Origin of the sequence: Stappia sp., assembly GCF_048268045.1 — a bacterium.
Taxonomy (GTDB): domain Bacteria; phylum Pseudomonadota; class Alphaproteobacteria; order Rhizobiales; family Stappiaceae; genus Stappia.
Map to the genome: position 1 here is coordinate 221,071 of NZ_JBLWWG010000002.1, position 25,542 is coordinate 246,612.

Sequence of the window (25,542 nt, forward strand, 5' to 3'; positions counted from 1 at the left end):
CATCATCGTTGCACCGCGCTTGCCGCGCTCGGGAGACCTAGCGGCCGAAGCCGTCCATCTTGAGGCGGACGGTGATCTCATGCGGCTCGGGGGTGACGAATGTGCCCAGGGCATAGACGCCGGCGACCGCCAGACCCGACAGCACGACAAGGGCAATGATCAGGCGCGACAGGGTTGGCATGGCGGCTTCGGTCTTCTCGAGGGCGAAAGCTTCGTCCGATTTTTTGAACAATCCGCGCCCTCAATGCAAGGGCGACCGGTCGGCGGGCTTGACGAGGCGGGCGCGACAAGGGCAAAGCCTTGGAGGAATACGGGGAGGTTGCCAGGTCCATGTGCGCAATGACGAGAACTGTCGCTCCGGCGCGGGCGCGCCGCATCGTCGATGCGCTCGGCGACCGGCCGCTTGTGCTGGTGGGCATCATGGGGTGCGGCAAGTCGAGCGTCGGCCGACGGCTGGCGCAGGCGCTGGAATTGCCCTTCGTCGACGCGGACACCGAGATCGAGATCGCCGCGAACCTGACGATCAAGGAGATCTTCGCCCAGCACGGCGAGCCCTATTTCCGCGCCGGCGAGCAGCGTGTGATCGCCCGGCTGCTGAAGAACGGTGCTCAGATCCTGGCGACCGGCGGTGGTGCCTACATGAACGCGGAGACGCGCGCGGCCGTTGGCGAGGCGGCGCTGTCGATCTGGCTCAAGGCCGAACTCGACATCGTCTTCGACCGGGTGCGCCGCAAGCCGACGCGGCCCCTGCTCGAAAACCCGGACCCCAAGGGCGCGCTCGCCGCGCTGCTGGCCGAGCGCGAGCCGGTCTATGCCGAGGCGGACCTGATGGTGCTGTCGCGGGATGTGCCGCATGAACAGGTCGTCCTCGACATTGTCGAGGCGCTCGAAGCCCATCTCGGCATCGTCCTGGACGCGGATGCCGATTCCGATTCCGAACTCGCGAGATCCCGATGACCCCTGCCCATGATGAAGCTTCCTGCGGTGATGCGCCCGTGCGGCGGGTCGCCGTCGAACTCGGGGCGCGCGGCTACGACATCCTGATCGGCCGGGGGCTGCTCGCCTCGGCGGGCCGACATGTCGCTTCGGCGTTGCCCGGCGCGAGGGTCGCCATCGTCAGCGACGAGACGGTCGCCGCGCTTCATCTGGAGCGGCTGCAGGCGGCGCTCGACGACGCCGGCGTTCGCCACTCGGCGATCCTGCTGCCGCCCGGCGAGGCGAGCAAGCGGTTCGATGTCTATGAGACCGTCTGCGACCGGGTGCTCGAGGCCCGCCTCGAGCGCGGAGACGCAATTGTCGCGCTGGGCGGCGGTGTCGTTGGCGATCTCGCCGGCTTCGTCGCGGCGAGCGTGCGCCGTGGCATGCCCTTCGTGCAGATGCCGACGAGCCTGCTTGCCCAGGTGGATTCCTCCGTCGGCGGCAAGACCGGCATCAATACCCGGCACGGCAAGAACCTGATCGGCGCGTTCCATCAGCCGGCGCTGGTCATCGCCGACACGGCGCTGCTCGACACGCTGAGCGCGCGCGAGTTTCGTGCCGGCTATGCCGAGGTGGCGAAATACGGGCTTCTGGGGGACGCCGACTTCTTCGCCTGGCTGGAGGAAAACCACGGCGCGGTCTTCTCAGGCTCGGGCGAGCGCGAAGAGGCGATCGCGCGTTCCTGCGAGGCCAAGGCCCGGGTTGTCGCCGGCGACGAGTTCGAGGCGGGCGCCCGTGCGTTGCTCAATCTCGGCCACACCTTCGGCCATGCGCTGGAGGCGATTGTCGCCTATGATGGCGCGCGCCTCGTGCATGGAGAGGGCGTGGCGATCGGCATGCGGCTCGCCTTCTCCTTGTCGGTGCGCATGGGGCTCTGCCCGGCGGCAGCGGCGGAACGGGTGAGCGCCCATCTTGCGGCCGTCGGCCTTCCGACCCATATCGCGGATGTGCCCGGACAGATGCCGCCGGCCGAAACCTTCCTCGACATCATGGCGCAGGACAAGAAGGTGAGCCGCGGCGCGCTGACGCTGATCCTCGTCAGGGGGATTGGCGAGGCCTTCGTCGAGCGTGGGGTCGATCCGGACCTGCTGCGCGACTTCCTGCGGGACGAACTGGCCGACGCCTGAGCGCGGAACCGCCGCGGGCCCGTCGTCCTTGCGAATGGAGCTGAGACATGAGTGACGCAAGCCTGTGGTTGTCGGTTTTCGCCATCCTCGTCCTGCTGGCGCTGTCTGGCTTCTTCTCCGGTTCGGAGACGGCCCTGACGGCAGCCTCGCGCGCCCGGATGCTGCAATACGAGAAGAGCGGCGACAAGCGGGCGAGCGTCGTCTCGAGGCTGATCCTTGCCCGCGAACGGCTGATCGGCGCGCTGCTTCTCGGCAACAACCTGGTCAACATCCTGGCCTCGGCGCTTGCCACCAACGTGCTGCTGAACATTTTCGGCGACGCTGGCGTGGTCTATGCGACGCTGGTCATGACCGCGCTGGTGCTGATCTTCTCCGAGGTGCTGCCCAAGACCTGGGCGATCTCCAATCCGGATCGTTTCGCGCTTGCCGTCTCTCCGGTGGTGCGTCCCGTGGTGACGCTTTTCGCGCCGGTCGTCATGGGCGTCGAGGTCATTGTGCGCGCCATCCTGCGTCTCTTCGGCGTCGACGTCTCGACCAACGGCAACTTCATTTCCGCGCATGACGAGCTGCGCGGCACCGTCGATCTCCAGCATCTCGAGGGCGGCCTGGTCAAGGCGGAGCGTGACCGCATCGGCGGCCTGCTCGACCTGGCCGAGCTCGAGGTGTCCGATGTGATGGTTCACCGCACCAAGATGATCGCCCTCAACGCCGACGATGATCCGGCCAAGTTGATCGGTGATGCTCTGGAGAGCCCGCACACCCGCCTGCCGCTGTGGCGCGGGCAGACCGACAACTACATCGGCGTGCTGCACGCCAAGGACCTGTTGCGCGCGCTCGCCAAGGCGGGCAGCGACCCGGCGATGATCGACATCGAGCAGCTTTCATCGCCGCCGTGGTTCGTGCCGGAAACCACCAGCCTGCAGGATCAGCTCAACGCCTTCCTGAAGCGAAAGGCGCATTTCGCCCTTGTCGTCGACGAGTATGGCGAGGTGATGGGACTGGTGACGCTGGAGGACATCCTGGAAGAGATTGTCGGCGAGATCTCCGACGAGCACGACGTGGAGCTTGCCGGCGTCCGTCCGCAGCCCGACGGCTCGATCATCGTCGAGGGATCCGTGCCGATCCGCGATCTCAACCGCGCCGTCGACTGGCGCCTTCCCGACGACGAGGCCACGACCATCGCGGGTCTCGTCATTCACGAGGCGCGGATGATCCCCGACGAGCGGCAGGCCTTCACCTTCCACGGCTATCGGTTCACGGTGCTGAAGCGGGAAAAGAACCGGATCACGCGGCTGCGCATCCTGCCGCTGTCGAAGAGCGTGGCCGGCACCGTGCGCCAGATCAGCGCGGCGGTGCCCGTTGCCCCGCCCGTCGCGCCGTCGGCTCCGGTAGCCTGAGCGCATCAGTCAGCGCAAGCGCCCCGGCCGTTTCCGGCCGGGGTAATCCTTCGAAAAACCGCGCTTGTGCCTTGCGCGCCTACTCCGGGGAGTTGGCGCGTCCGCCGCCGCGTGGGTCCGGCTCGCCGGGCGCGCGCGCCTCGACGGCCAGCGCGTGCATGCCCTTGTCGAAGGCCGGGACCAGGCAATCGTTGACCGCGCGGTGGCGGGCGATGCGGGTCATGCCGGCGAAGCTCGGCGCGACGATGCGAACGCGGAAGTGGGTTTCCCCACCCTCGCGCCAGCCTGCGTGACCGCGATGTTTCTCCGACTCGTCAACCACTTCGAGGAGTTCCGGCTCGAAGGCGTCGGAGAGGCTTTTCTGGATTTCGTCTCGAATGCTCATGCCTATTCATTTGGCCGAGAATTCGCCGGCGTCAAGATCTTGCCGAACCGGGTGCGGCGGGCCTATCTATGCGCTTCGCCTTTCGGCCGGCCCGTGCTCGCGTAGCGCCGCCGCGCTTCATGGGCGTTCCTCCACTTTGCGCCGCGCGGCTTGCGCGGATATCCTGTTCGGCCGCTTTGCCGAGAGCCTCGAACGGGGCGCGACGGGATCGGGAACGGGAACCTGAAACGGATGATGGACACGAAGCGGTGACTTCCGACATTTTCGACCGGATACGCATCAAACCCAAGACCTCGCCCGGCGCACGGGCCGAGACGGTCGGGCGGACATGCGAGTGGGAGGGCTGCGACGCGGCGGGAACGCACCGTGCGCCGAAGGGTCGCAGCGCGGACGGTCAGTATTATCATTTCTGCCTCGACCACGTCCGTCTCTACAACAAGTCCTACAACTACTTCTCCGGCATGGACGACGACGAGACGCGCGCCTACCAGCGCGACGCGCTGACCGGTCACCGCCCGACCTGGAAGCTGGGCGTCAACGCCAAGGCCGCCAATGCGGCGGCGTGGTCGGACATCGATCCGCGCGCGGCGGCCAAGGCCCGGGCGGAGGCCCGCTCGCGCTCGCGCACATCTGGCGGACGCGACGGGACTTCGGGGGCGCGGCGGCCGAAGCTCAAGCCGCTGGAGGCGCGCGCCCTCGATACGCTGGGACTTACCCAGACGGCGCGGGATGCGGAAATCAAGGCGCGCTACAAGGAGCTGGTGAAGCGCTTGCATCCGGACGCCAACGGCGGCGACCGGTCGCTGGAGGACCGGCTTCGCGAGATCATCCAGGCCTATGCGCTGCTGAAGAAGGCCGGTTTATGCTGAGCCCGACGGGCCCCGCAGCGCGTGGCTGCTGTCGCGGCTCAACCATTTTCACTTGGCCGGGCCGATCTCTAGGGCTAGTGTCCCGATGCCGGAGTTCGTCAGACCCTGCGGCATTCCCCGCACGAACTTCGGTCTCGATAAGGACGCCTGCAAATACTTGGGTCTAGTGCGATTTCGGATCGAAGGTTCGCTTTCGCGCGCGGCAATGGCCGTGTGGCGAACCGGAAGCCCGGCGCACTGGCAAGCCTGCCGAACTTCGTCCGCGCCAGCGGATGTGTTGCACCTGTCCCGGACCCGTTCTCCCACGGGCCAGCGGAGGATTCATGACTGACACGACCCTTGCCGCCGACAATCTTCCCGATACCACCGTTTCGGTGCGTAAGGTGTTCGGCATCGATACCGACCTGACGGTTCCCGCCTATTCCACGCCGAGCGAGCATGTTCCGGACCGTGACGAGGATTACCTCTTCGACCGGGAAACGACGCTGGCGATCCTGGCAGGCTTCGCGCGCAACCGCCGCGTGATGGTGACCGGCTATCACGGCACCGGCAAGTCGACCCACATCGAGCAGGTCGCCGCCCGCCTCAACTGGCCCTGCGTGCGCGTCAACCTGGACAGCCACATCAGCCGTATCGATCTCGTCGGCAAGGACGCGATCGTGCTGCGCGACGGCCTGCAGGTCACGGAATTCCGCGATGGCATCCTGCCCTGGGCGCTGCAGAACAACATCGCGCTGGTGTTTGACGAATACGACGCCGGCCGCCCGGACGTGATGTTCGTGATTCAGCGCGTGCTCGAGGTTTCCGGCCGCCTGACGCTGCTCGACCAGAACCGCGTCATCCGCCCGCATCCGGCCTTCCGCCTGTTCGCCACGACCAACACGGTCGGCCTCGGCGACACCTCGGGCCTCTATCACGGCACGCAGCAGATCAACCAGGGCCAGATGGACCGCTGGTCGATCGTCACGACGCTGAACTACCTGCCGCATGACAACGAAGTCGAGATCGTGCTGGCCAAGGCCAAGCACTACCAGAACGAGGAAGGCCGGAAGGTCGTGTCGCGCATGGTCCGCCTTGCCGACATGACGCGCAATGCCTTCATCAACGGCGACCTGTCGACGGTGATGAGCCCGCGCACGGTCATCACCTGGTCGGAAAACGCCGAGATCTTCGGAGACATCGGTTTCGCCTTCCGCGTCACCTTCCTCAACAAGTGCGACGAGATGGAGCGCACGCTGGTGGCCGAGTTCTATCAGCGCTGCTTCGGCGAGGAATTGCCGGAATCCGCCGCCAACGTGGTGATGAGCTAAGCCGCCGATATGCGAAATCCGCCATCCGACAAGTCGAAGCCGACCACCGAGCCGCTGAAGCGGGCGATCGGCGAGACCATGCGCGCAATTGCCGGCGATCCGGAACTCGAGGTGCTCTACACCTCGGACCGGCCGTCGCTTGCCGGCCACACGGCGCGCCTGCCGGACCCCTCGCGGCGTCCGACGGAGGCGGAGATCGCGATCACCCGGGGCCTGGCCGATTCCATGGCGCTGAAGATCGCCTGCCACGATCCGGCGCTGCACCGGCGCATGGTGCCGCAGGGCGACACCAGCCGTGCGATCTTCGATGCGGTCGAGCAGGCGCGTTGCGAGGCCGTGGGCGCGACCCGCATGCCTGGCGTCGCCGACAATCTCTCGGCGATGCTCGAGGACCGCTGCCGAAAGGCGGCCTATTCGGATGTGGCGAGCCGCGAGGACGCCCCGCTCGAGGAGGCGGTCGCCTACATGGTGCGCGAGCGCCTGACGGGCCGGCCGGCGCCTCGCAGCGCCCAGCCGATGATCGAGCAGTGGCGCGCCTGGATCGAGGAAAAGGCGGGCGACGCGCTCGACCGGCTGGCCGAGCGCATGGAAGACCAGCAGGACTTCGGCAAGCGCTTGCGCTCCGTGCTTTCCTCCCTCGACATGGACGATGACTTCGGCGAGCCGGGCGAGGACGAGGAAAACGAGGGCGAGGAGTCCGAGGGCGGCAACGACCGCGGCGAGACCTCGGCCGAGGGTGAGGAAAACAGCGGCGAGGACGAGGGCGCCCCGCAGGAGATGGAAGTCTCCGGGGACGAGATGGAAGCCGGCGAGACCGAGGGTCTCGACGGCGATCTCGACGAACTCGCCGACGACCAGAGCGCCGACCAGGCCGAGGAGCCAGGCGACAGTCCGCGCCGGGAGATGCCCTTCTCCAATCAGCCGGCGGGACCGGACTACAAGGTCTTCACCACCCGTTTCGACGAGATGGTGACGGCGGAAGAGCTGTGCGACACGGCCGAGCTCGACCGGTTGCGCGGTCATCTCGACAAGCAGCTCACCAATCTCCAGGGCGCGGTCGCGCGACTTGCCAACCGGCTGCAGCGCAAGCTGCTGGCGCAGCAGAACCGCTCGTGGATGTTCGATCTCGAGGAAGGCCTGCTCGACACGGCGCGGCTCATGCGCGTCGTCATCGACCCGCACCAGCCGCTGGCCTTCAAGCAGGAAAGCGACATCAACTTCCGCGACACGGTGGTGACGCTGCTGCTGGACAATTCCGGCTCCATGCGCGGCCGACCGATCACGGTCGCGGCCACCTGCGCCGACATTCTGGCGCGCACGCTGGAGCGCTGCGGCGTCAAGGTCGAGATCCTCGGCTTCACCACGCGGGCGTGGAAGGGCGGACAGTCGCGCGAGGCGTGGCTCGCCGCCGGCAAGCCGGCGCAGCCCGGCCGGCTCAACGACCTTCGCCACATCGTCTACAAGTCTGCCGATGCGCCCTGGCGGCGGGCCCGGCGCAACCTCGGCCTGATGATGCGCGAGGGGCTGCTGAAGGAAAACATCGACGGAGAGGCGCTCGACTGGGCGCACAAGCGCCTGCTGGGCCGGCCCGAGCAGCGCAAGATCCTGATGATGATCTCGGACGGCGCGCCGGTGGACGACTGCACGCTGTCGGTCAATCCGGGCAACTATCTGGAAAAGCACCTGCGCTATGTGATCGACGAGATCGAGACGCGCTCGCCGGTGGAGCTGATCGCCATCGGCATCGGCCATGACGTGACCCGCTACTACAGCCGTGCGGTGACCATCGTCGACGCAGAGGAACTCGCCGGGGCGATGACCGACCAGCTCGCCGATCTCTTCGACGAGCAGACCACGCGCCCGACGGGCCGGACGCGCCGCCGTGCGATGCGCTGAGGCGAGGGGCGGCCGGGCGCGAAACGCGGTCCGGCGGCTCGCCACAGGCCTTGTTGTCGCTTCTCTGGCGGTGGCGACAGGGCTCGGCTTTCTTGCGCCCGAGGCGCGCGCCGCGCGGATCGAGCCGCAGGCGGTGTCGCTGCGGGTGACACCGATCCCGTCCTTTGCCATTGGACGCGACGACGATCGTTTCGGGCGGCTGACCTTTCTCGGTGGCCTCGAGCTCCAGTCGGGCAACCGCAACATGGGCGGCCTGTCCGGTCTTGTGGTGACGCCCGATGGCGGCCGCATGATCGCCATCGCCGACAACGGGCTCTGGTTCGAGGCCGAGATCGTCGCCGATGCCTCGGGGCGTCCGACGGATGTGCGTGACGGGCGCATTGCGCCGATCATCGGCCCCGGAGGCCTGTCACTTGCCGACGTGGGGCGCAACGACAGCGAGGCGGTGACGCTCCGGCGCGCGCCCGAGGGCGACGAGCTTTTCGTCTCCACCGAGCGCGATCCCCGGATCTACGCCTTTCCGTGGCCGCTCGATCCGGCAGCGCCGGGCCGCGAGATCGCGACGCCCGAGGGCATCAAGCACCTGCGCCACAACAAGGGCATGGAGGCGATGGCGGCCGCCAACAGCGGTCCGCTGGAAGGCGCGCTGGTGGTTATCGCCGAGCGCGGGCCGGACAATGAGGCCGACCTGCCGGGCTTCCTGATCGGCGGGCCGCGGCCGGGCACCTTCACCGTCGAGCGCCAGAACGCCTATGATGCAACGGATGCCGCCTTCCTGGCCGATGGCGATCTGCTGCTGCTCGAGCGGCGCTTCACGCTGCGCCACGGCATCGGCATGCGCATCCGCCTGTTGCCGGCAGCCGAACTGGTTCCTGGCGGCCACGTCCGGGGCAGCGTGCTGCTGGAGGCCGGCTACACCGACCAGATCGACAACATGGAAGGTCTGGCTGTCCATCGCAACGCCGCCGGCGAGACGATCCTGACGATCATTTCCGATGACAACCGTTCGATCCTGCAGCGTACGCTGCTTCTGCGCTTTCGTCTCGACCCTGCGTAATCCGCCGTTTGTCGCGGATTCGAGATGTTCGGATGCGTGGCGCGTGCCCGGGCGGCGGTTGACAATTTCCCCCGCTGACGGCATTTAAACGCCATCCGAGCCCGAGGCGCGCTTCCTTCGATGCGCGCCCGGCGGACTCGTCCGACCCGCCAGGATCACATGACCGATCGACGCGCCCCTGCTGCCCCGTTCCGTTTCGCGACGAAAGCCGCGAAAGCGAACGTGCGCGCGCTGGACAGCGCGGGCCAGGCATCTGCTGCCGGCCTCACGACGACGACGACCCGCAAAACGACGTTCTGAAGGCCCTCCCGTTCCGTGCTCCCCCGGTTCAGGGGGACCGGAGGACCCGAAGCCATGGCACTCGCCTTGGCTCCGGAAGCGGGGAGTGGTAGAAAGGGATCTAAATCAATGGCTTATAAGATTGCAATCGTTGGCGCCACCGGCAATGTCGGCCGCGAAATGCTCGATATCCTGGACGAGCGCGGCTTTCCGGCAAGCGAAGTGGTGGCGGTTGCCTCCCGCCGCTCGCAGGGCGTGGACGTCTCCTTCGGCGACAGGACGCTGACCTGTCAGGCGATCGATCATTTCGACTTTTCCGACGTCGACATCTGCCTGATGTCTGCCGGCGGTACCGTCGCCAAGGAATGGGCGCCGAAGATCGCCGCTCAGGGCTGCGTCGTCATCGACAATTCCTCCGCCTGGCGCTACGACGCCGACGTGCCGCTGATCGTGCCGGAGGTGAACGCCGACGCCATCGTCGGGTTCACCAAGAAGAACATCATCGCCAACCCGAACTGCTCGACCGCGCAGCTCGTCGTGGCGCTGAAGCCGCTGCATGACGCGGCCACCATCAAGCGTGTCGTCGTCTCGACCTACCAGTCCGTCTCCGGCGGCGGCAAGGACGCGATGGACGAGCTGTTCAACCAGACCCGCGCCGTCTTCGTGAACGATCCGATCACTCCGGAGAAATTCACCAAGCGCATCGCCTTCAACGTCATTCCGCACATCGACGTCTTCATGGAGGACGGCTACACCAAGGAAGAGTGGAAGGTGCTGGCCGAGACCAAGAAGATGCTCGATCCGAAGATCAAGCTCACCTGCACCGCCGTGCGCGTGCCGGTCTTCATCGGCCATGCGGAATCCGTCAACATGGAGTTCGAGAAGCCGATCTCCGCCGAGGAGGCCCGCGACATCCTGCGCGAGGCGCCGGGCGTGCTCGTCATCGACAAGCATGAAGACGGTGGCTACATGACGCCTTATGAATCCGCCGGCGAGGATGCGACCTACGTCAGCCGAATCCGTGAGGACGCCACGGTCGAGAACGGTCTCAACATGTGGGTTGTCGCCGACAATCTGCGCAAGGGCGCCGCGCTCAACACGGTGCAGATCGCCGAAGTGCTGGTCAACCGCGGCCTGATCAAGCCGAAGAAGGCCGCTGCCTGAGCAGCCTGGCGGCCGTGATCCCGGGCCACCTTTTTCGATGATTTCGCAAACGCGGCCGGAGAAATCCGGCCGCGTTTTCTCGTTGTCTTCGCGCAGGACGCGAAGAGACTTCCTTCCGCACCCGATTGCCGACAGACTGGGGAGCAAGGTCCGGTTCGATACGCGCGCCGGCGGGACACCCAAGGGGGAGGGCGGAAATGCGCCAAGACGAGAGGCATGTCGCGACGGGCGGCGTGTTGGGGAACTGGATGAGGGGGCTGGCCCTTGGCGGCGTCGCATTGGCCATCGCTCTTGGCACGGGCGGCGGCGTGCGTGCCGAACAGGCGGTACCTGGGGCGCAGGCGGCCGAGCCGCTGCCGATCCTGTCGGGCGACGACCGGTTCCACCCGGTTCTTGCCCGCAGCGGGATGGTCTCCAGCCAGGAAGCGCTGGCGACGCGGGTCGGGCGCGAGATCCTTGCCAAGGGCGGCAATGCGGTCGACGCTGCCGTGGCGACGGGCTTTGCGCTTGCCGTGACCCTGCCGCGCGCCGGTAATCTCGGTGGTGGCGGTTTCATGATGATCCACATGGCGGAGACGGGCGAGACCCATGCGCTCGACTACCGCGAACTGGCACCGGCCGGGGCGACGCGCGACATGTTCCTCGACGGCGAGGGCAATGCCGACAGCACCAAGTCGCGCTACACCGGTCTGGCCATCGGCGTTCCGGGCACTGTCGCTGGGATGCATGCCGCGCACGGGCGTTTCGGCAGTGGAAAGTTCACCTTCGCCGAGCTGATCGCGCCGGCCATCGTGCTGGCGCGCGAGGGCTTCGTCGTTTCCGACGATCTCGCCGGCTCGCTGGAGCAGGTGCACGCGCGTCTCTCGAAGGACGCCGAGGCGGCGGCGATCTTCTACAAGGCCGACGGCAGCTTCTATCGGCCGGGCGAAATCCTGCGTCAGCCCCAGCTTGCCGCCTCGCTGAAGCAGATCGCCAGCGAAGGGCCGGCGGGTTTCTATCGCGGTTCGATCGCCGAGGCGATCGCCGCACGCGTCAGCGGAGCGGGCGGGTCGATGTCGGTGGAGGATCTGGCCGGCTATGAGGCCAAGTGGCGTACGCCCGTCACCGGCACCTACCGCGGTTACGAGATCGCCTCGATGCCGCCACCGTCCTCCGGCGGGGTACACATCGTCGAGATTCTGAACATGCTGGAGCCCTTCGATCTCAAGGCCTCCGGCTTCGGGTCGGCGGCGACGATGCACGTCATGGCCGAGGCGATGAAGCGGGCCTATGCGGACCGCTCGGAGTATCTCGGCGACCCGGATTTCGTCGATGTGCCGGTCGCGGGCCTCACCGACAAGGCCTACGCGAAAAAGCGGATGGCGGATTTCGACCCCGCCCGGGCGGCGCCGGCGGAGAAGATCGCGCCGGGTCGGCCTGCTCCTTACGAGAGCAACGAGACGACGCATTATTCCGTCATCGACAAGGACGGCAATGCGGCGTCCAATACCTACACGCTGAACTTCTCCTACGGAGTCGGCCTGGTGGCGCCTGGCACAGGCATCCTTCTCAACAACGAGCTCGACGATTTCTCGGCCAAGCCCGGTGTTCCGAACGCCTACGGGCTGGTCGGCGGTGATGCCAATGCGGTCGAGCCGCGCAAGCGGCCGCTCTCGTCGATGAGCCCGACGCTGGTGTTTCGCGACGGCAAGCCGGTGCTGGCGACCGGGTCGCCCGGCGGCAGCCGCATCATCACCACGGTGCTACAGATCGTGCTCAATGTGGTCGATCACGGCATGAACATCGCCGAGGCGAGCGCGGCGCCGCGCATGCACCATCAGTGGCTTCCCGACGAGATCCGCATCGAGGAGGGCTTCTCGCCCGACACGCTGGCGATCCTCAAGGAGAAGGGCCACACCATAGCGGAGAAGCCGACCATGGGCTCGACCCAGTCGGTTATGGTGCTTGAAGGTGGTCTCGCGGGAGCTGCCGATCCGCGCCGCCAGGGAGCTCTTGCCGCCGGCTATTGAGCCGGCGGGGCCGTCATTGACTCGCGCTCCGCCCGGTCTTGCCCGGCGGGGCGCATCAGCGTTGCGAGGAAGAGCGCCACATAGACCGCGCCGAGCAGCAGCGGAAAGCCGTGATTGCCGATGGTGTCGATGGCGAGTCCCGAGAGGGCCGGCCCGGCGAAGCCGCCGACGCCCCACATCAGCGCGAAGCCGGCGTTGCCGGCGATCAGCATGGCGCCGCAATAGCGCCGTCCGAGTTCCATCAGCGCGATGGTGTAGACGCCGTAGGCGGCCGATCCCCAGACGAAAAGCATTGCCCAGAGCGTCCAGGTGGTGGCGATCAGCAGGGGCAGGAGCGCCGCGCCGGCAATGGCCAGCGCGCAGAGCGTTGCCATCACCCGGCGCGGGCCGTAGCGGTCGGCGGCGATGCCGATGGGTACCTGAAAGAGGATGTTGCCGACGACCATGATCGCCAGCGCCAGGGTGATGGCGCGTGTATCAAGCCCGTTGGCGAGGCCGTAGACGGGCAGGATCGTCAGAATTGCCTGGTCGAAGGCGGCGGCTGTTGCCGTCACCGCCAGCAGGAACAGGATCTTCGGCACGATGGCGCGGATCGAGCCGACCTCGCCGCCGCTGAAGCGTGGCAGGCGCGCGTCGACTGCGACAATCAGCAGCGCGCAGGCGAGGGCGATCGCGGTGCACATGGCGAAGGGGGCGAGTGACAGGGTGCCGGTCACCGAGAGTGTCGCCGGGCCGGCGGCGAAGCCGGCCGCGAGCGCGGTGGCATAGAGGCCGAGCATGCGGCCGCGGATGCGGTCGGGGGAAAGCTGGTTCACCCAGGTCTCGCTGGCGATATAGAGCGTGTTGACGGCAATCCCCATCAGGAAACGGGCCGGAAACCACACCCACAACGACTGGAAGAGGCCGATTGTAGCGAAGAGCGCGGCCAGCGCGAGGGCGGCGACAAGGGCGAGGCGGGCCGCGCCATGGCGTCGGGCAAGTCCGGGGATCAGCGGCGCCGAGACCAGAAGGCCGATGGCCATCATCGCCGCGTTGGTGCCGATCAGCCAGGCCGGCACGCCCTGGCGTTCGAGAATGAAGGAAAGCAGCGGGTAGCTCAGCCCCTGCGCCAGGCCGAAGACGGCGACGAGCAGCAGCACCACCGCCATGGCGGTGCGATCGAGGGTGCGCGGCGCGCCGGCCGCATCGCCGGCAACATCATCCGGCGTCGCGTGCCACGCGCTCACCGGAGCGGTGGCGGGGGCCTCGCCGAGCGCGTCCTCGTTTCGCCTCATGCGTCTCCGGTTCCCCCCGCCACGTGCCGGGTCATCGGGGTCGAGCTCGTGAAACCGAAGATCGGCTCGAACAGGCCGAGCGCGCGAGGCGCGCCGGCGACGAACCCGTGCCGTTCGTAGAGCGCACGGGCACGCGGGTTGGTGTCGATCACGTCGAGCCGCACGGTCTTCCTGCCCTTGCGGCGGGCGATGGCGACGACCGCCTCCAGCAGGGCGCTGCCGATGCCTGTGCCGCGCGCGGTCTCGTCAACGGCGATGCCGTCCATCGCCAGGCAGTCCGGCTCGTCCTGCTTTTCCAGAAGCGACAGGCCGGCAACGCGGATCGCCGCGCCGAAGGCGCCGAACTTCGAGCGGAAATCCCGCCAGCGCGGCTCGAACAGGCCCTTTCCGTCGAGGTTGAAGCCGGCGATGCCGACGATCCGCCCGTCGCGAATGGCGGTCACCGCCCGGTCGCGGCGCATATGGGGGCCGAGAAAACCGGCGGCTGCCTCCGCCGTGCCAAAGAACGGTCTGAGCTTCTGGATCAGCGCGTCGACATAGATCCGCGTGGCGGCGGCCTCGTCGCCGGGACGGACATGGGGAAGGATCGAGATGGCGGATGTGGTCATCGACAAGGCATCTCTTTCTCGCGGCGGAATGCCGCCGGACGTTGCGGAGACAGGCGGAGCACGATATCCGGTTGGCGTCTTCCGCGGGCCCGCACGGATCCACGTTTGATAGTCCGCTTCGCCCGGGTTGCAAGCAGAAACAAGCGCGGACAAATGCGTGTATCGCGGCGGCAACGCCGGGCGCAATGGCCGGACCGCGAAGAATCAGTCTATGTCGGGAGGGCAGGCTGGGAAATCCGGCCGTCACCGCGCCACGCATCGGAACCCAGCGTCATGCAGGAGATTGCGCCCTTTCTCGACTATCTGGCGGACTCCGCCCCGGCCGCATGGCTTGCCGGCTCGGCCGATCTGCGTGCGGCGGTCACGGCAGTCCATGCGCTTTCCGCCACGATCCTCGTCGGCGCGGTGGTGCCCTTCGACCTGCGCCTCATCGGCTTCTGGCGGAGCGTGCCGCTTGCCGACATTTCCCGTGTGCTCGGCCGCACGGTGCTCGTCGCCTTCGCCGTGGCCTTTGTCACGGGCTTTGCGCTTTTCAGCCAGCGGCCCTTCGCGCACAGCGCCGATCCGGCCTTTGTGGCGAAGATCGCGCTGATCGCGCTGGCGGGGCTCAACGGGCTGCTGCTGCGCTTCGTCACCGCCTGGCGGCTGCTTGACCAGGTGGATTCGCGCGGCACCATCTCGCGGTTCCGCACCGCCGGCTGCATCTCGCTGGCCGCCTGGCTGCTCGTGCTCGCCGTGATGCGCTGGCCGCAGCTTCTGTAGCGGCGCGCTTTCTGTCTACTGGGCGCGGCGGTAGACGCCGGTGTTGACCACGTCGCCCTGACCGGGGACGGAGACCGTCTGCTCGATCTCCAGCGTGCCGCCATCCTCCGACAGGGTGCGCCGGGCGCTCATCAGCACGATGCCCTTGCGCGAGGCCTGCGAGGTCAGCGTCATCTCATCCTCGAAGAACAGCGTCAGCCTGTCGGCAAGGCCGCTTTCCGACAGACGCTGGCCCGGACCGCCGGGAACGCCGGACAATTCGCCCTCGATGGTCTCGCCCTCGACCGAGACGATCGACGTGCGGATCGTCACCAGTCCGAACTCCTCCTCGATCCGGCATGTCGCCGCGCGCGGAAGGTCGCTCTGGTCGAATTCGCTCTCGTCGAGATCGAGGATCCAGGTGCCGAGAAAAGGGGAAATGGAAATGCTGGTCATGTGGCCGGCCGTTCGCGACTGGAGAGGGAAGGTGGCGGGTCGTTTCGGCCCTTGTACCCGGCATTGCCGGTCTTGTCATGGCCAGTGCGCGGGCGCGCAACTTCACCTATAGACGAAGGACGTTCTGGAAACCCCGGTCGCGGCGTACCATTATCCCGGACCGGGAGGACTGCGAAAATGACCCAGACTGTGCTCATCGTCGACGACGAGACGGACCTGACGGGCTTTCTGAGGGACGTGATCGAGGACGACGGATACTCGGTGCGAATGGCGGGAACGGTAGAGGCCGCGCGCCGTGCGATCGCCGACGCCGCCCCGGACCTGCTGCTGATCGATGCCGCCCTGCCGGATGGCAAGGGCTATGCGCTGTGCCAGGAGCTGCGCGCCGCCGAGGCGACGCGGAACATGCCGATGATCCTGATGAGCGCAGCCTCGCGGCCGGTGGATGAGGAAAAGGGGCTGGCGCTGGGGGCGGACGCCTTTCTTGGCAAGCCGTTTTCCGCGGACGCGCTGACCGGCACCGTCGGGCGGCTTCTGGGTGCGTGTCCGGCGGTGGCCGCCGGCCATGCCTGAGCGCGTCGCGCGCTGGAGCCTGAGGCTTCGCGTCTTTCTGTTTTTCGCGCTCATTGCCGGAGGGGCCGTGGCGGTGTTGGTCGCCGCCGGGCTCTATCTGGCGCGTGGTCCCAATGCGCCATCGGTTGACCGCCTTGTTCTGGCCGGACTGGTCTCGGGCTTTGCCATCGCCGGCCTCGTCACATGGGTCTGGCTGAAGTTCGACGATCATGTCGTGCGCCCGCTCGACGCGCTGGGCGCGGAGCTGCGTGCCGCTGTCCATGCGGGCGGGCGCGGGCGCATGGAGGATGCGCGCGCCCGCTATCTCGGCGCGCTTGCCCCGGCCATGCGAGAGGCGAGCGAGGCGCTTTCTTCAGCGCGCCGCGAGGTCGATGCCCAGGTGGCGCGGGCGACGGCCGAGGCGGAGCACCAGAAGGGACGTCTGGAGGCGGTCCTGCGCGACCTGCAGCAGGGCGTCGTCATCTGCACCACCGATCATCGCATCCTGCTCTACAACCGCTTCGCCCGGAAACTGCTTGACCGGGGCACCCAGCAGGCCGCCTGCGGGCTCGGGCGGGCGCTGACGGATCTCGTCGTCGCCCAGCCGTTGCGCCATTCGCTGGAGCGGCTCGGCCGCCGTTTCGCCAGCGGTCGCCACGTCGGGCACAAGGACGGGCTTTCCGCCTCCTTCGTCAGCGCCACGAAGGGCGCGCACGACTCCCTGCGTGGCCGCATGTCGCTGGTGCTCGACGCCGGCGCGACCGTACCGATAGGCTATGTGGTGAGTTTCGACCGGGTGACGGACGAACTGGCCGCCGGTATCTGGCGCGACCGTCTGCTTCACGACGTGACGCAGGACATGCGCCAGCGCGTCGCCTCCCTGGCCATGGCGGCGGAGGTGCTGCTGCGCCGTTCCGGGCCGGCCGACGGACGCCTCGCGGCCATGAAGAAGACGGTGAACGACGAGACGCGCGTGCTTGGCGAGCGGCTCGACCGGCTCGACGAGGTTGCCGGCGACCTGCTGTCGGGGGCTTGGCCGATGAGCGAGGTCTACTCGACGACGCTGGTCGATTGCATTCTCGCCCGCCGCTCGGAGGGGCGGACCATCGAGGTCGAGACCTGGGGCGATCCGCTGTGGCTCTCCTGCGACAGCGCCTCGATGGTGGAACTGGTCGACCGGGTGCTGAACCGGATCGCGGTCGATGCGGGGACGCGCAGCTTCCGCCTTGCCGTGTCGCGCCACCGCAGCGGCGCCTGCCTCGAGCTGGCCTGGAGCGGGGAGACCCTGCCGGTGGCGCGGATGGAGGAGTGGCTCGACGAGCCGCTCGACGAAAGCCTCGGTCTGATGACGGGGCACGATGTTCTCAGCCGGCACAAGACCGAGATGTGGCCCGACCGGGATCCGGACGGGCGGGCCCGCCTGCGCCTGCCGCTGGCGTTGGCCGCCGAGCGGGAACAGCCGGAACCGCCTGTCGCGACGCTCTCGCCGGACGATGCGCGGCCGGAGTTCTACGATTTCGACCTCTTCGCCCGGGAGACCCCGGCGGAGATCGGCGAGACGCCGTTGCGCGCGCTCGCCTGCGTGGTCTTCGACACGGAGACGACGGGGCTTGAGCCCTCGCGTGGCGACGAGCTGGTGTCGCTCGCCGGCGTGCGCATCGTCAACGGCCGGGTGCTGCGCGGCGAGATCTTCGACACGCTGATCGACCCGGGCCGGAAGATCCCGGCCGCCTCGACGCGGGTGCACGGCATCACCGATGCGATGGTCGTCGGCGCGGAAACGGCCGGTGCGGTGCTTCCGGCCTTTCACCGTTTTGTCGGCGACAGCGTGCTCGTCGCGCACAATGCAGCCTTCGACATGAGTTTCCTGACCCGCAACCGGGACAAGGCGGGGGTGGTCTTCGACCAACCGGTGCTCGACACGGTGCTGTTGGCCGGTCATGTCTTCGGCGCGGGCGAGAGCCTGACGCTCGACGCGCTTGCCGCGCGCTTCAACATCGTCATTCCCGAGAAGGACCGGCACACGGCGCTCGGCGATGCGCTGGCGACGGCGGAGGTGCTGCTGCGGCTTGTCGGCCTGCTCGAGGTGCAGGGTATCGTCACGCTCGACCAGGCGATCGCCGCTTCGAACCGGCAGGTCTCCCTGCGCCGCCGACAGAAAGGCTATTGAGGACGGCTTGACCGGCAAGGGCGCGGCGGCGCACGCTGCGCCTCCTGCGACAGCTTTCCCTCAGGAGCTTCCCCATGCCCTCGACCATCGTTCTCACCGGTGCCAACCGCGGCATCGGCCTCGCGCTCGCGCGGCTCTTTCTCGAAGCGGGCGACTGGCGGGTGATCGCCGGCTGCCGTCGCCCGGAAACGGCCGCAGCGCTTGCCGCTCTTGGCGACGCCCACGCCGGGCGGCTTGTTGTGCGGCCGCTCGATGTCGCCGATCCGGCCTCCGTCGCGGTCTTCGCCAAGCGGCTCGAGCACGAGACGGTCGACCTTCTCCTCAACAATGCCGGTGTGCTGGGCGCGCATCAGTCGCTCGACGATCTCGATTTCGACGCCTGGGAGCAGGAGTTTCGCGTCAACACGCTGGCGCCGATGCGTCTTGCGCTGGCGCTGCGGCCTTGCCTGCGCCGGGCCGAGACCCCGCGCATCGTCACGGTTTCGAGCCAGATGGGTTCGTTCGCCCGTCCGCGCGGCGGCAGCTATGCGTATCGCTCCACCAAGGCCGCGCTCAACAAGGCGATGCAGGGGCTTGCGCTCGATCTTGCCGGCGAGGGCATTGCCGTCGCCGTGCTGCATCCGGGCTGGGTGCGCTCGGACATGGGCGGGCCGGAGGCGGAGCTCTCGGTCGAGGAGAGTGCCGCCGGCATTCGCAAGGTGGCGTGCGGCCTGACGATGGCCGACACCGGCCGCTTCCTGCAATGGAACGGCAGCGAACATCCCTGGTAGGGACGGGGGGAGCGCACCGCAGCCCTGCGACGGCAGAAGAGCGATATCAGGGAGCCAGGGGCGCGCGGCCGGCTTCCGCCGGGTGGCCCCGGGCCACGGCCCGGCGCGCCGCCAGATGCTCCGGCAGCCGGTCGACGAGAAGGTCGGTCAGCCCGGCCGCGCCCCACATGGCGAAGAGCGTTGCCCAGGCGGTGAGCGCGAAGATCGAGCCGCCGGTGACGCCGGCACCCACCGCGCAACCACCGGCGAGCATCCCGCCGAAGCCCATCAACACCGCGCCAAGGATGTAGCGGCGCATGGAATGGCCGTCGCGAAAGCCCTCCAGGTGCCATTCCCGGGCAATGAGCGCGGCGAGCGCCGAGCCGATGAAGACCCCCGGCACCAGCCCGACGTCGAAGTCGATGTTGCTGCCCGGCGGCGTCAGCACCACCATCAGCGTGTCGGCCGAGGGGCCGGTGAAGGTCATGCTCTTGACACTCATCGGGGTGAAGGCCTGGGTGGCGAGCTGATAGGTGAACCACCAGCCGACGGCGACGGTGGCGCCCGCGCCGGCCGCGCCGATCCATCCCCAGGGCCCGAGCCGGGCGCGCAGGGCAAGGACGACGGTGCCGAGCACGAAGGCGAGGCCGATGGCGATCCCGGCGCCCTCGGGGAGGTGCAGCGCCTGCAGCAGATCGAGGCTGTCGCGCCCGCCGATGGTCCACAGGCCGGCGAGACGGTCGCGCAGCGGCGACAGGATGCCGTGGATCGAGGCCTCGGCGGCAACCGCGAAGATCAGGCCGGAGAGCAGCGCGCGCAGGTTTCCAGTCGCCGACAGCACAAGCAGGCGGCTGGCGCAGCCGCGCGCCAGCACCATGCCACAGCCGAACAGCGCGCCGCCGATGATGGCGCCGGACAGCGAGCCTCGGGCGGCGAATTGCCGGGCCTCCGAAACATCGAGCAGGTCCCGCGCGATCAGCGCCTGCGTGAGGAACACGGCCGAGGAGAAGGTGACGAGCCAGATGGCGACGCGGATGCCGATCTCGCCCCGCGCGAATTCGACGGCGGCGGCGCGCAGGCAGAAGCGGCTGCGCTGGGCGAAGGCACCGAAGGCGGCACCGATCAGCAGGCCGCCGAGCGCGGATGTCTCCGCCTCGCCGATTGCGTCCATCAGGCCGGTCAGGTCCATTGTCCGTCTCCCAGGCATGGGGTCTTCTCAAGATATTCCATATCATGAATACAAGAACCGCGGGCGTGCTGCCTTGATCCTGCTCAATTCGCGCAAGAGCGGTGCTGCGGCGCGTGGCCGGGCGAAGGACGCTTGTTCCGCCGGGCGTTGGCGACTAACAAGGGCTGAAGGCAAACCGCAGGGAATGACAGGCGCGTGACGAAGGAAGCAACGGGCAGCAAGGAAGCGATGGGCGATGTCGCGCCGGTCTGCATGCGCGTCTGGGGCGGGCTCGGGAACCAGATGTTCCAGTATGCCGCCGGCCATGCCGCCGCCCGCCGGCTTGGGGTTCCGCTGCTGATCGATCCGCTGGAGACGGAGCCGGCCCACGCCAGGCTGGCGCTCGACGTCTTCGGCATCGCGCCACGCATCTGGCAGCCACCGGAGCCGGGCGGCCTGTTCGGCAGGCTTTCTTCCGGACGCTCGCGGCGCGGCAAGAAGCGGTTTCGGCTCTGGAAGGGGCCGCGGTTCTTTCAGGACGGCATGTGCCATGCCGACGGGTATTTCGACATCGCGCCGGGCACCTATGTCGCCGGTTACTTCCAGTCGGAGCAGTTCTTCGCCGATTGCGCCGGGGAGGTGCGGTCGCTGTTCGATCTGGAGCGCGTCGCGCCGACCATCGCACCGGATCTGCTGGCCCTGGCCGAGCGCGAGACGAGCGTCTCCGTCCATGTGCGCCGGGGCGACTATGTCGCCAACGCGGCGACGACGGCGGTGCATGGCGTGCTGGGTGCCGAGCACTACGACCGGGCGGCGGCGCTGATGGCGCGGCTGGTGCCGGGGGCGGAGTTCCTGGTGTTTTCGGACGACATCGCGGCGGCGGCGGAGTTGACCGCGCACTGGCCGAACAGGCGGCTTGTCGAAGGTCAGACCCGCGAGCAGGATCTTCACCTGATGAGCCGTTGCGCGCATCACGTCATCGCCAACTCCAGCTTCAGCTGGTGGGGGGCGTGGCTTGGCCGCAACCCGCAGCGACAGGTGATCGCGCCGCGCCAGTGGTTTGCGCGCGACGAGTTGCGCCGGGTCTATGTCGACGAGCTGTTTCCGCGCGGCTGGATCCTGGTCTAGCCCGCGATCAGGCCGCGGACCGTCGCGGCCTCCAGGGAAAACGGACGCCGGGACGGGCGTCGGGAAAGGACATGCCGGATGAATGGCCGGATGAAGCTATGTGTCGCGATCTGCACGCGTGAACGCCCCCGCCTGCTGCGGACCTGTCTGGACTCCGTCTGCGCGCAGGCCGTTCCCGACTGGGTGTCGGCCGAGATCGTCGTCGTCGAGAACCACGACCGGGAGACCTCGCGCGGCGTGTGCGAGGAGGTCGAGCGGGAAACGGGCTGGAAAGTCCACTATGTGCTCGAGACGGAACTGGGCATTCCCTTCGCCCGCGACCGCTGCGGCGTCTTCGCAGCCGATGCGGGGTTCGACCGTGTGCTCTACATCGACGACGACGAGGTGGCGCTGCCGAACTGGCTCGCCACCATGGTCGAGGCGACGAAGACCCATCCGGGCGAGGTGCATTACGGGCGCGTGATCTACACCTATCCGCCGGGCACGCCGGACTGGATGATCCCGAAGCAGGTCAACAAGCGGCCTCACGGCACGGTGCTGGGCAAGGCGGAAGGCCACAACACGCTCGTCGATACCTGCGTCTTCAAGGAAAAGTCCGACGGCGGGCTGGCGCTGCATTTCGACATGGCGCTGCGGTTCACCGGCGGCAGCGACACGGATTTCTTCACCCGTGTCCATGATGTGGGCGGCAAGATCGTCTGGATCCCCGACGCGGTCGTCGAGGAACTGGTGCCTGAAAGCCGCACCCGGCTGGGGTGGCAGCTTGTGCGCACGTTCCGCGTCGCCGGCAATATCTCGCGCCTGCACGAGAAGCGCGCCGGCAGAGCGAATGCGATGATGCGCAGTCTCGTGAAGGGGCTTGGCCGGGTTGCTGGCGGGGTGCTCTTCGAGACCCCGCTGGCGCTGGCGCTGATGGTGGTTCCGGCGAAGGGCAAGCGCCAGGCCTTCAAGGCGGCGAAGCAGGTCGCTTCGGGCCTCGGGTCGCTTGCCTATCTGACCGGTTACCAGTCCCAGCCCTATCGCAAGGTCGACGGCGACTGAGCCGGCGCGTTCGCCGCGCGCTTCAGTCGACGACGAGCTTCAGCGCCGTGCCGGCGGGGATCGCCTCGCCGGGGGTGACCTGGTTCAGGATCGAGAACAACTGCAGCCGCCGCTCGGGCTCGACGCCGCTCATGCCCACGGCAAGCCGTTCCGGCGTGTCGCCGGCGTCGGCGCGGATGACCTTGATGCGCAGCGGCCGGAGCCGCGCGACCTCGGTCGGCGTGAGCTGGCGGAAGCTTTCCAGTGTTGCCTGATAGTCGCGGTCGAAGCTGCTGCCGCCGCTGCGCGAGGCGAAGATGAAGCGGTAGCCGGTGCGCCCGATCCGCACCACCGCGATGCGGAACGACCAGCCGTCGGTGATCGCCGAGGCCGTGACCGCCGGCAGTCCGTTCACCGTTTCCTCGCGCACGCTGTCGGCGATCAGCCCATTGATCCAGCCGCTGGTCATATAGGCGCGCAGCGAGCTGAAGTCGGTCAGGTCGGCGCCGTCGAAGCGCAGTGCCGTCCCGGAGGGGTTGCTGGCCAGCACCGCCTCGGGCGAATTCTCCATGATGTAGCCCTGGGGGGCGGAGAAGGTGATGCCAAGCGCCTTGTGCAGGAAGGTGCGGCCGCGAATGTAGCCCTCCAGCGGATCGTCGCCGTAGAGCATGCCGTCGATCTTGGTGAGATAGGCGTCGCGGTCGCGCTCGCCGAGCCCCGGCGCGCCGATCTGGCGCGCCGCGCGCACCGCCGTCTGCACGCGCTCCGGCGTGGTGGGATGCGAGGACAGGAAGTCCGGGGCGCCCTTGCCCGCGCCTTGCGCGCTCTGGTAGGCGGCGAAGTTGCCCATGGCGGTAAGGAAGCGGGCGGCGGCGAAGGGATCGTAGTGGGCACGCGCCAGTGTGCGCACGCCGACGGCGTCGGCCTCCAGCTCCTGGATCTGCGAGAAGCGGGCGAAGGAGAGCTGAGAGGAGATGATCGCCGCGCGCGCCTGGTCGGGATCGCGCACCACGTTGCCGAGCACGCGTCCGGCCAGTTCCGTCGCCTCGGCGCGCTGCTGGCGCTTGATCGCGTGGCTCGCGGTGACGTGGGCCATCTCGTGGGCGAGCACGGCCGCCACTTCCGAGGTGTCGGTCGCCAGCGCCAGCAGGCCGCGTGTCACATAGAGATAGCCGCCCGGCAGGGCGAAGGCGTTGACGGCGGGCGAGTTCAGGATGGTGATGCGGTAGGTTTGCGAGGGGTCGTCGGAGGCTTCCACCAGCCGGCCGACCACCTGGGCAACGGCGCGTTCAGCGCCACGGTCCTCGTAAACGCCGCCATAGGTGGCGACGACGCGCGGGTGCTCGCGCGCGCCGACGTCTGCCAGGCCCGGGCGCAGCGTGCCGGGTGCCGGGGTGCCGATGTCGATCGGCCCGGATCCGGAAAACTGGCAGCCGGAAAGGGCCAGCGCGGCCAGCGTCGCGACAACGGCAATGCGTCGCCGGCGCGGATGCGTGCCGGCCTTCGCCCGATCGTCCCTGGCGAAAAACCTGGTCATGTCGCGAAGGGAAAGCCTTGTCACCGGCGCGTGCCATCCTTGTCGAGCCGTTCGATCTGCGCGGGGTGAGAGACCGATATCGCGGGCCCTCCCGAATTGCGAACGCTCCCGCGTATGCGAATAGCTGCCCCTTCGAGACCCGCGACGTCAAGCCCGGCGGCAGCGAATTCATTCCTTTTGCGTGCCGGGATCGTCACTGTGAAGTCCGTGCTCCAGCGCCCACCGAAGTTCAGATAGAGCGTGCTGTCCGTTTCGCCAACCGAAAGAACCCGCCCGACAACCAGCGCGAAGTGCCCGGCACGCGCGGCGATGGCTGCGGTGTCGGAGGCCCGCAAGGCCTGTTCACGCGCCCAGCCGCCGCGGGCTTCCCGCCGGGCCGTCTCCTCGGCGCGCAGCAGCGGGGCCAGGCAATCCGGCGAGAGCAGCGCCGGCATCACCGCCGCCTCGCCGCGTTCGACGAGGTCCCGGGCAAGCCAGCCCCGGCCATCGGCGTTGCTCAGGTGGCCGCTTCGGCGTTGCCAGCGGTCGGGCCGCCCGGCGACATCGACGAAGCTCAGTTTGCGGAACGCGCCGGGACCCGGCTCCCTCCCGCTTGCGGCGGCGAGCGGCACGAGGTCGGCGCTGATGTAGATCCTCCCCCCTGCATCCTGGAAGTCGCCCCGCGCATCGGGGCCACGCAGGTCAAGCATCTCGACGGGAGCCTTGCTGTCGGCAAGGCAGGCCGGCGGTGGACCGTCTCCGTCCTTGCTTCCATTGCCCGCGTGCGCGGGCAGGGCGGTGGCAAGGGCAAGGACCGCGAGGCCCATCCGCCCGGTCGTGCGCGCGTTCGTCTGGGTCATGTTCGCCCGATTGCTCTGTGTCCCGGTCCGGGGCGCGGATGCGTTTCCGTTGTCCTAGCTTGTCGAAAAAGACGGCAAGAGCTTGGCACGGCGCGTTTCAGCCCCGACTGGTCATCAGGATCCGGACGGCAAAGCCGCCGATGACACCGGCGAAGAGCCAGTCGATGGCGCGCATGAGCCGTGGCGACCGGCGCAGGCTTTTGGAGAAACCTTCCGCCGTCAGCACCATCGCCGCGCAGATGGGCAGTTCCACCACGACCATGAACAGGCCGAGGAAGATCAGCTTGGCGGCCGCGTCGGGATCGTCGGCGGCGACGAACTGGGGCAGGAAGGTGAGGAAGAACAGCACGATCTTGGGGTTGAGCAGGTTGACCAGCAAGCCGGTTGCGAAGACGCGCGAAAGCGGGCTGGGCGTGCGGTCCTGTCCCGGAGCGATGCTGAGGGCCGAGCCATGGCGCAGGCTCTGGACGGCGAGCCAGAGCAGGTAGAGCGCGCCGACCAGCTTGACCGCGAGGAAGGCTTCCGCCGAGGCGGCGATCAGCGCCGAAAGGCCGAAGGCGACAAGCAGCGTGTGCACCACATTTCCGGCGGCGGCACCGAGCATGGAGACCATGCCCGCGGCGCGGCCCTGCGAAAGCGACCTGCCGATGAAGAGCGTCATGTCGGGACCCGGCGTCAGCACCAGAATGACGCAGGCGAGCGTGAAGGTGAGCATCGTCGGCACGTCGGGAATGAAGCTCATGCAGCAGGCTCCTGAAAGCGCGCGGGGCCGGCGGGGCATCCCTGCCCGGTCAGTCCGCTTTCATAGCCGGTTTCGCGCCTGCCCGCC

At 68.1% G+C, this 25,542-nt stretch carries 25 protein-coding genes; 16 read left to right on the top strand and 9 right to left on the bottom strand.

Features of this window, described 5'->3' with window-relative positions; genetic code table 11:
* Window positions 1-37: 37 nt before the first annotated feature.
* Window positions 38-181: a hypothetical protein gene (locus tag ACN0WF_RS03555; protein WP_417771402.1), complete on the bottom strand. Its 144-nt coding sequence runs from the start codon at window positions 179-181 to the stop codon at window positions 38-40.
* 158 nt (window positions 182-339) lie between these two features.
* On the opposite strand from ACN0WF_RS03555, the gene ACN0WF_RS03560 reads away from it, so the two are divergent.
* Genes ACN0WF_RS03560 through ACN0WF_RS03570 form a run of 3 tightly spaced genes read left to right on the top strand, consistent with a single transcriptional unit; the run spans window position 340 to window position 3,502 of the window.
* Window positions 340-957, top strand: coding sequence for a shikimate kinase (locus ACN0WF_RS03560; RefSeq protein ID WP_417771403.1), 618 nt, complete (start codon window positions 340-342; stop codon window positions 955-957).
* A complete protein-coding gene (aroB, locus tag ACN0WF_RS03565; protein WP_417771404.1) occupies window positions 954-2,105 on the top strand; it encodes a 3-dehydroquinate synthase in 1,152 nt (383 codons plus the stop codon). Before ACN0WF_RS03560 ends, aroB begins: the two co-directional genes overlap by 4 nt.
* 47 nt (window positions 2,106-2,152) lie before the next feature.
* Window positions 2,153-3,502, top strand: a complete 1,350-nt coding sequence (locus ACN0WF_RS03570; RefSeq protein ID WP_417771405.1) for an HlyC/CorC family transporter — start codon at window positions 2,153-2,155, stop codon at window positions 3,500-3,502.
* A gap of 79 nt (window positions 3,503-3,581) precedes the next feature.
* Here ACN0WF_RS03570 and ACN0WF_RS03575 read toward each other — a convergent pair whose 3' ends face one another.
* The gene (locus tag ACN0WF_RS03575; protein ID WP_417771406.1) at window positions 3,582-3,887 is read right to left on the bottom strand and encodes a BolA family protein; all 306 of its coding nucleotides are present in this window, start codon (window positions 3,885-3,887) and stop codon (window positions 3,582-3,584) included.
* A gap of 248 nt (window positions 3,888-4,135) precedes the next feature.
* On the opposite strand from ACN0WF_RS03575, the gene ACN0WF_RS03580 reads away from it, so the two are divergent.
* The 7 genes from ACN0WF_RS03580 (at window position 4,136) to ggt (ending at window position 12,471) form a co-directional block, all read left to right on the top strand.
* Window positions 4,136-4,756: a J domain-containing protein gene (locus ACN0WF_RS03580; RefSeq protein ID WP_417771407.1), complete on the top strand. Its 621-nt coding sequence runs from the start codon at window positions 4,136-4,138 to the stop codon at window positions 4,754-4,756.
* A 323-nt stretch (window positions 4,757-5,079) separates the two neighbouring features.
* Complete coding sequence (gene cobS / locus ACN0WF_RS03585; RefSeq protein ID WP_417771408.1) at window positions 5,080-6,066, top strand: cobaltochelatase subunit CobS; 987 nt, start codon at window positions 5,080-5,082, stop codon at window positions 6,064-6,066.
* Between the two features lie 9 nt (window positions 6,067-6,075).
* Window positions 6,076-7,962, top strand: a complete 1,887-nt coding sequence (cobT, locus tag ACN0WF_RS03590; protein WP_417771409.1) for a cobaltochelatase subunit CobT — start codon at window positions 6,076-6,078, stop codon at window positions 7,960-7,962.
* On the top strand, window positions 7,949-9,019 hold the full coding sequence (locus ACN0WF_RS03595; protein ID WP_417771410.1) for an esterase-like activity of phytase family protein: 1,071 nt from the start codon (window positions 7,949-7,951) through the stop codon (window positions 9,017-9,019). Before cobT ends, ACN0WF_RS03595 begins: the two co-directional genes overlap by 14 nt.
* A gap of 159 nt (window positions 9,020-9,178) precedes the next feature.
* On the top strand, window positions 9,179-9,319 hold the full coding sequence (locus ACN0WF_RS03600; protein WP_417771411.1) for a hypothetical protein: 141 nt from the start codon (window positions 9,179-9,181) through the stop codon (window positions 9,317-9,319).
* A gap of 108 nt (window positions 9,320-9,427) precedes the next feature.
* Window positions 9,428-10,462, top strand: coding sequence for an aspartate-semialdehyde dehydrogenase (locus tag ACN0WF_RS03605; protein WP_417771412.1), 1,035 nt, complete (start codon window positions 9,428-9,430; stop codon window positions 10,460-10,462).
* Window positions 10,463-10,659: 197 nt separating this feature from the next.
* A complete protein-coding gene (gene ggt / locus ACN0WF_RS03610) occupies window positions 10,660-12,471 on the top strand; it encodes a gamma-glutamyltransferase (protein ID WP_417771413.1) in 1,812 nt (603 codons plus the stop codon).
* On the opposite strand, the gene ACN0WF_RS03615 is transcribed toward ggt, so the two are convergent.
* The gene (locus ACN0WF_RS03615; protein WP_417771414.1) at window positions 12,465-13,745 is read right to left on the bottom strand and encodes an MFS transporter; all 1,281 of its coding nucleotides are present in this window, start codon (window positions 13,743-13,745) and stop codon (window positions 12,465-12,467) included. The genes ggt and ACN0WF_RS03615 overlap by 7 nt on opposite strands.
* A complete protein-coding gene (locus ACN0WF_RS03620; RefSeq protein ID WP_417771415.1) occupies window positions 13,742-14,353 on the bottom strand; it encodes a GNAT family N-acetyltransferase in 612 nt (203 codons plus the stop codon). Before ACN0WF_RS03620 ends, ACN0WF_RS03615 begins: the two co-directional genes overlap by 4 nt.
* Window positions 14,354-14,626: 273 nt before the next feature.
* On the opposite strand from ACN0WF_RS03620, the gene ACN0WF_RS03625 reads away from it, so the two are divergent.
* Window positions 14,627-15,115: a hypothetical protein gene (locus ACN0WF_RS03625; protein WP_417771416.1), complete on the top strand. Its 489-nt coding sequence runs from the start codon at window positions 14,627-14,629 to the stop codon at window positions 15,113-15,115.
* A 15-nt stretch (window positions 15,116-15,130) separates the two neighbouring features.
* Here ACN0WF_RS03625 and ACN0WF_RS03630 read toward each other — a convergent pair whose 3' ends face one another.
* On the bottom strand, window positions 15,131-15,550 hold the full coding sequence (locus ACN0WF_RS03630) for a hypothetical protein (protein ID WP_417771417.1): 420 nt from the start codon (window positions 15,548-15,550) through the stop codon (window positions 15,131-15,133).
* 177 nt (window positions 15,551-15,727) lie between these two features.
* Between ACN0WF_RS03630 and ACN0WF_RS03635 the strand changes: the two genes are divergently transcribed.
* From ACN0WF_RS03635 to ACN0WF_RS03645, 3 genes are all read left to right on the top strand, one after another.
* Window positions 15,728-16,123, top strand: coding sequence for a response regulator transcription factor (locus ACN0WF_RS03635; RefSeq protein WP_417771418.1), 396 nt, complete (start codon window positions 15,728-15,730; stop codon window positions 16,121-16,123).
* Window positions 16,116-18,272, top strand: coding sequence for an exonuclease domain-containing protein (locus tag ACN0WF_RS03640; protein WP_417771419.1), 2,157 nt, complete (start codon window positions 16,116-16,118; stop codon window positions 18,270-18,272). The genes ACN0WF_RS03635 and ACN0WF_RS03640 overlap by 8 nt, the downstream gene beginning before the upstream one ends.
* 74 nt (window positions 18,273-18,346) lie before the next feature.
* Window positions 18,347-19,042 (top strand): SDR family oxidoreductase, encoded by a 696-nt coding sequence (locus ACN0WF_RS03645; protein WP_417771420.1) that lies wholly within the window; start codon window positions 18,347-18,349, stop codon window positions 19,040-19,042.
* 46 nt (window positions 19,043-19,088) lie between these two features.
* Here the strand turns inward: ACN0WF_RS03645 and ACN0WF_RS03650 are convergent, their stop codons facing one another.
* Window positions 19,089-20,210, bottom strand: coding sequence for a YeeE/YedE family protein (locus tag ACN0WF_RS03650; protein ID WP_417771421.1), 1,122 nt, complete (start codon window positions 20,208-20,210; stop codon window positions 19,089-19,091).
* Between the two features lie 195 nt (window positions 20,211-20,405).
* On the opposite strand from ACN0WF_RS03650, the gene ACN0WF_RS03655 reads away from it, so the two are divergent.
* On the top strand, window positions 20,406-21,317 hold the full coding sequence (locus tag ACN0WF_RS03655; RefSeq protein ID WP_417771422.1) for an alpha-1,2-fucosyltransferase: 912 nt from the start codon (window positions 20,406-20,408) through the stop codon (window positions 21,315-21,317).
* A 90-nt stretch (window positions 21,318-21,407) separates the two neighbouring features.
* Window positions 21,408-22,358 (top strand): glycosyltransferase family 2 protein, encoded by a 951-nt coding sequence (locus ACN0WF_RS03660; protein ID WP_417771423.1) that lies wholly within the window; start codon window positions 21,408-21,410, stop codon window positions 22,356-22,358.
* Window positions 22,359-22,380: 22 nt separating this feature from the next.
* Here ACN0WF_RS03660 and ACN0WF_RS03665 read toward each other — a convergent pair whose 3' ends face one another.
* The 3 genes from ACN0WF_RS03665 to ACN0WF_RS03675 all read right to left on the bottom strand — a co-directional run bounded on the left by ACN0WF_RS03665 (window position 22,381) and on the right by ACN0WF_RS03675 (window position 25,455).
* Window positions 22,381-23,874: a M48 family metalloprotease gene (locus tag ACN0WF_RS03665; protein WP_417771709.1), complete on the bottom strand. Its 1,494-nt coding sequence runs from the start codon at window positions 23,872-23,874 to the stop codon at window positions 22,381-22,383.
* 20 nt (window positions 23,875-23,894) lie between these two features.
* Complete coding sequence (locus ACN0WF_RS03670) at window positions 23,895-24,713, bottom strand: hypothetical protein (RefSeq protein ID WP_417771424.1); 819 nt, start codon at window positions 24,711-24,713, stop codon at window positions 23,895-23,897.
* Between the two features lie 97 nt (window positions 24,714-24,810).
* The gene (locus tag ACN0WF_RS03675; RefSeq protein WP_417771425.1) at window positions 24,811-25,455 is read right to left on the bottom strand and encodes a LysE family translocator; all 645 of its coding nucleotides are present in this window, start codon (window positions 25,453-25,455) and stop codon (window positions 24,811-24,813) included.
* Between the last annotated feature and the right edge of the window lie 87 nt (window positions 25,456-25,542).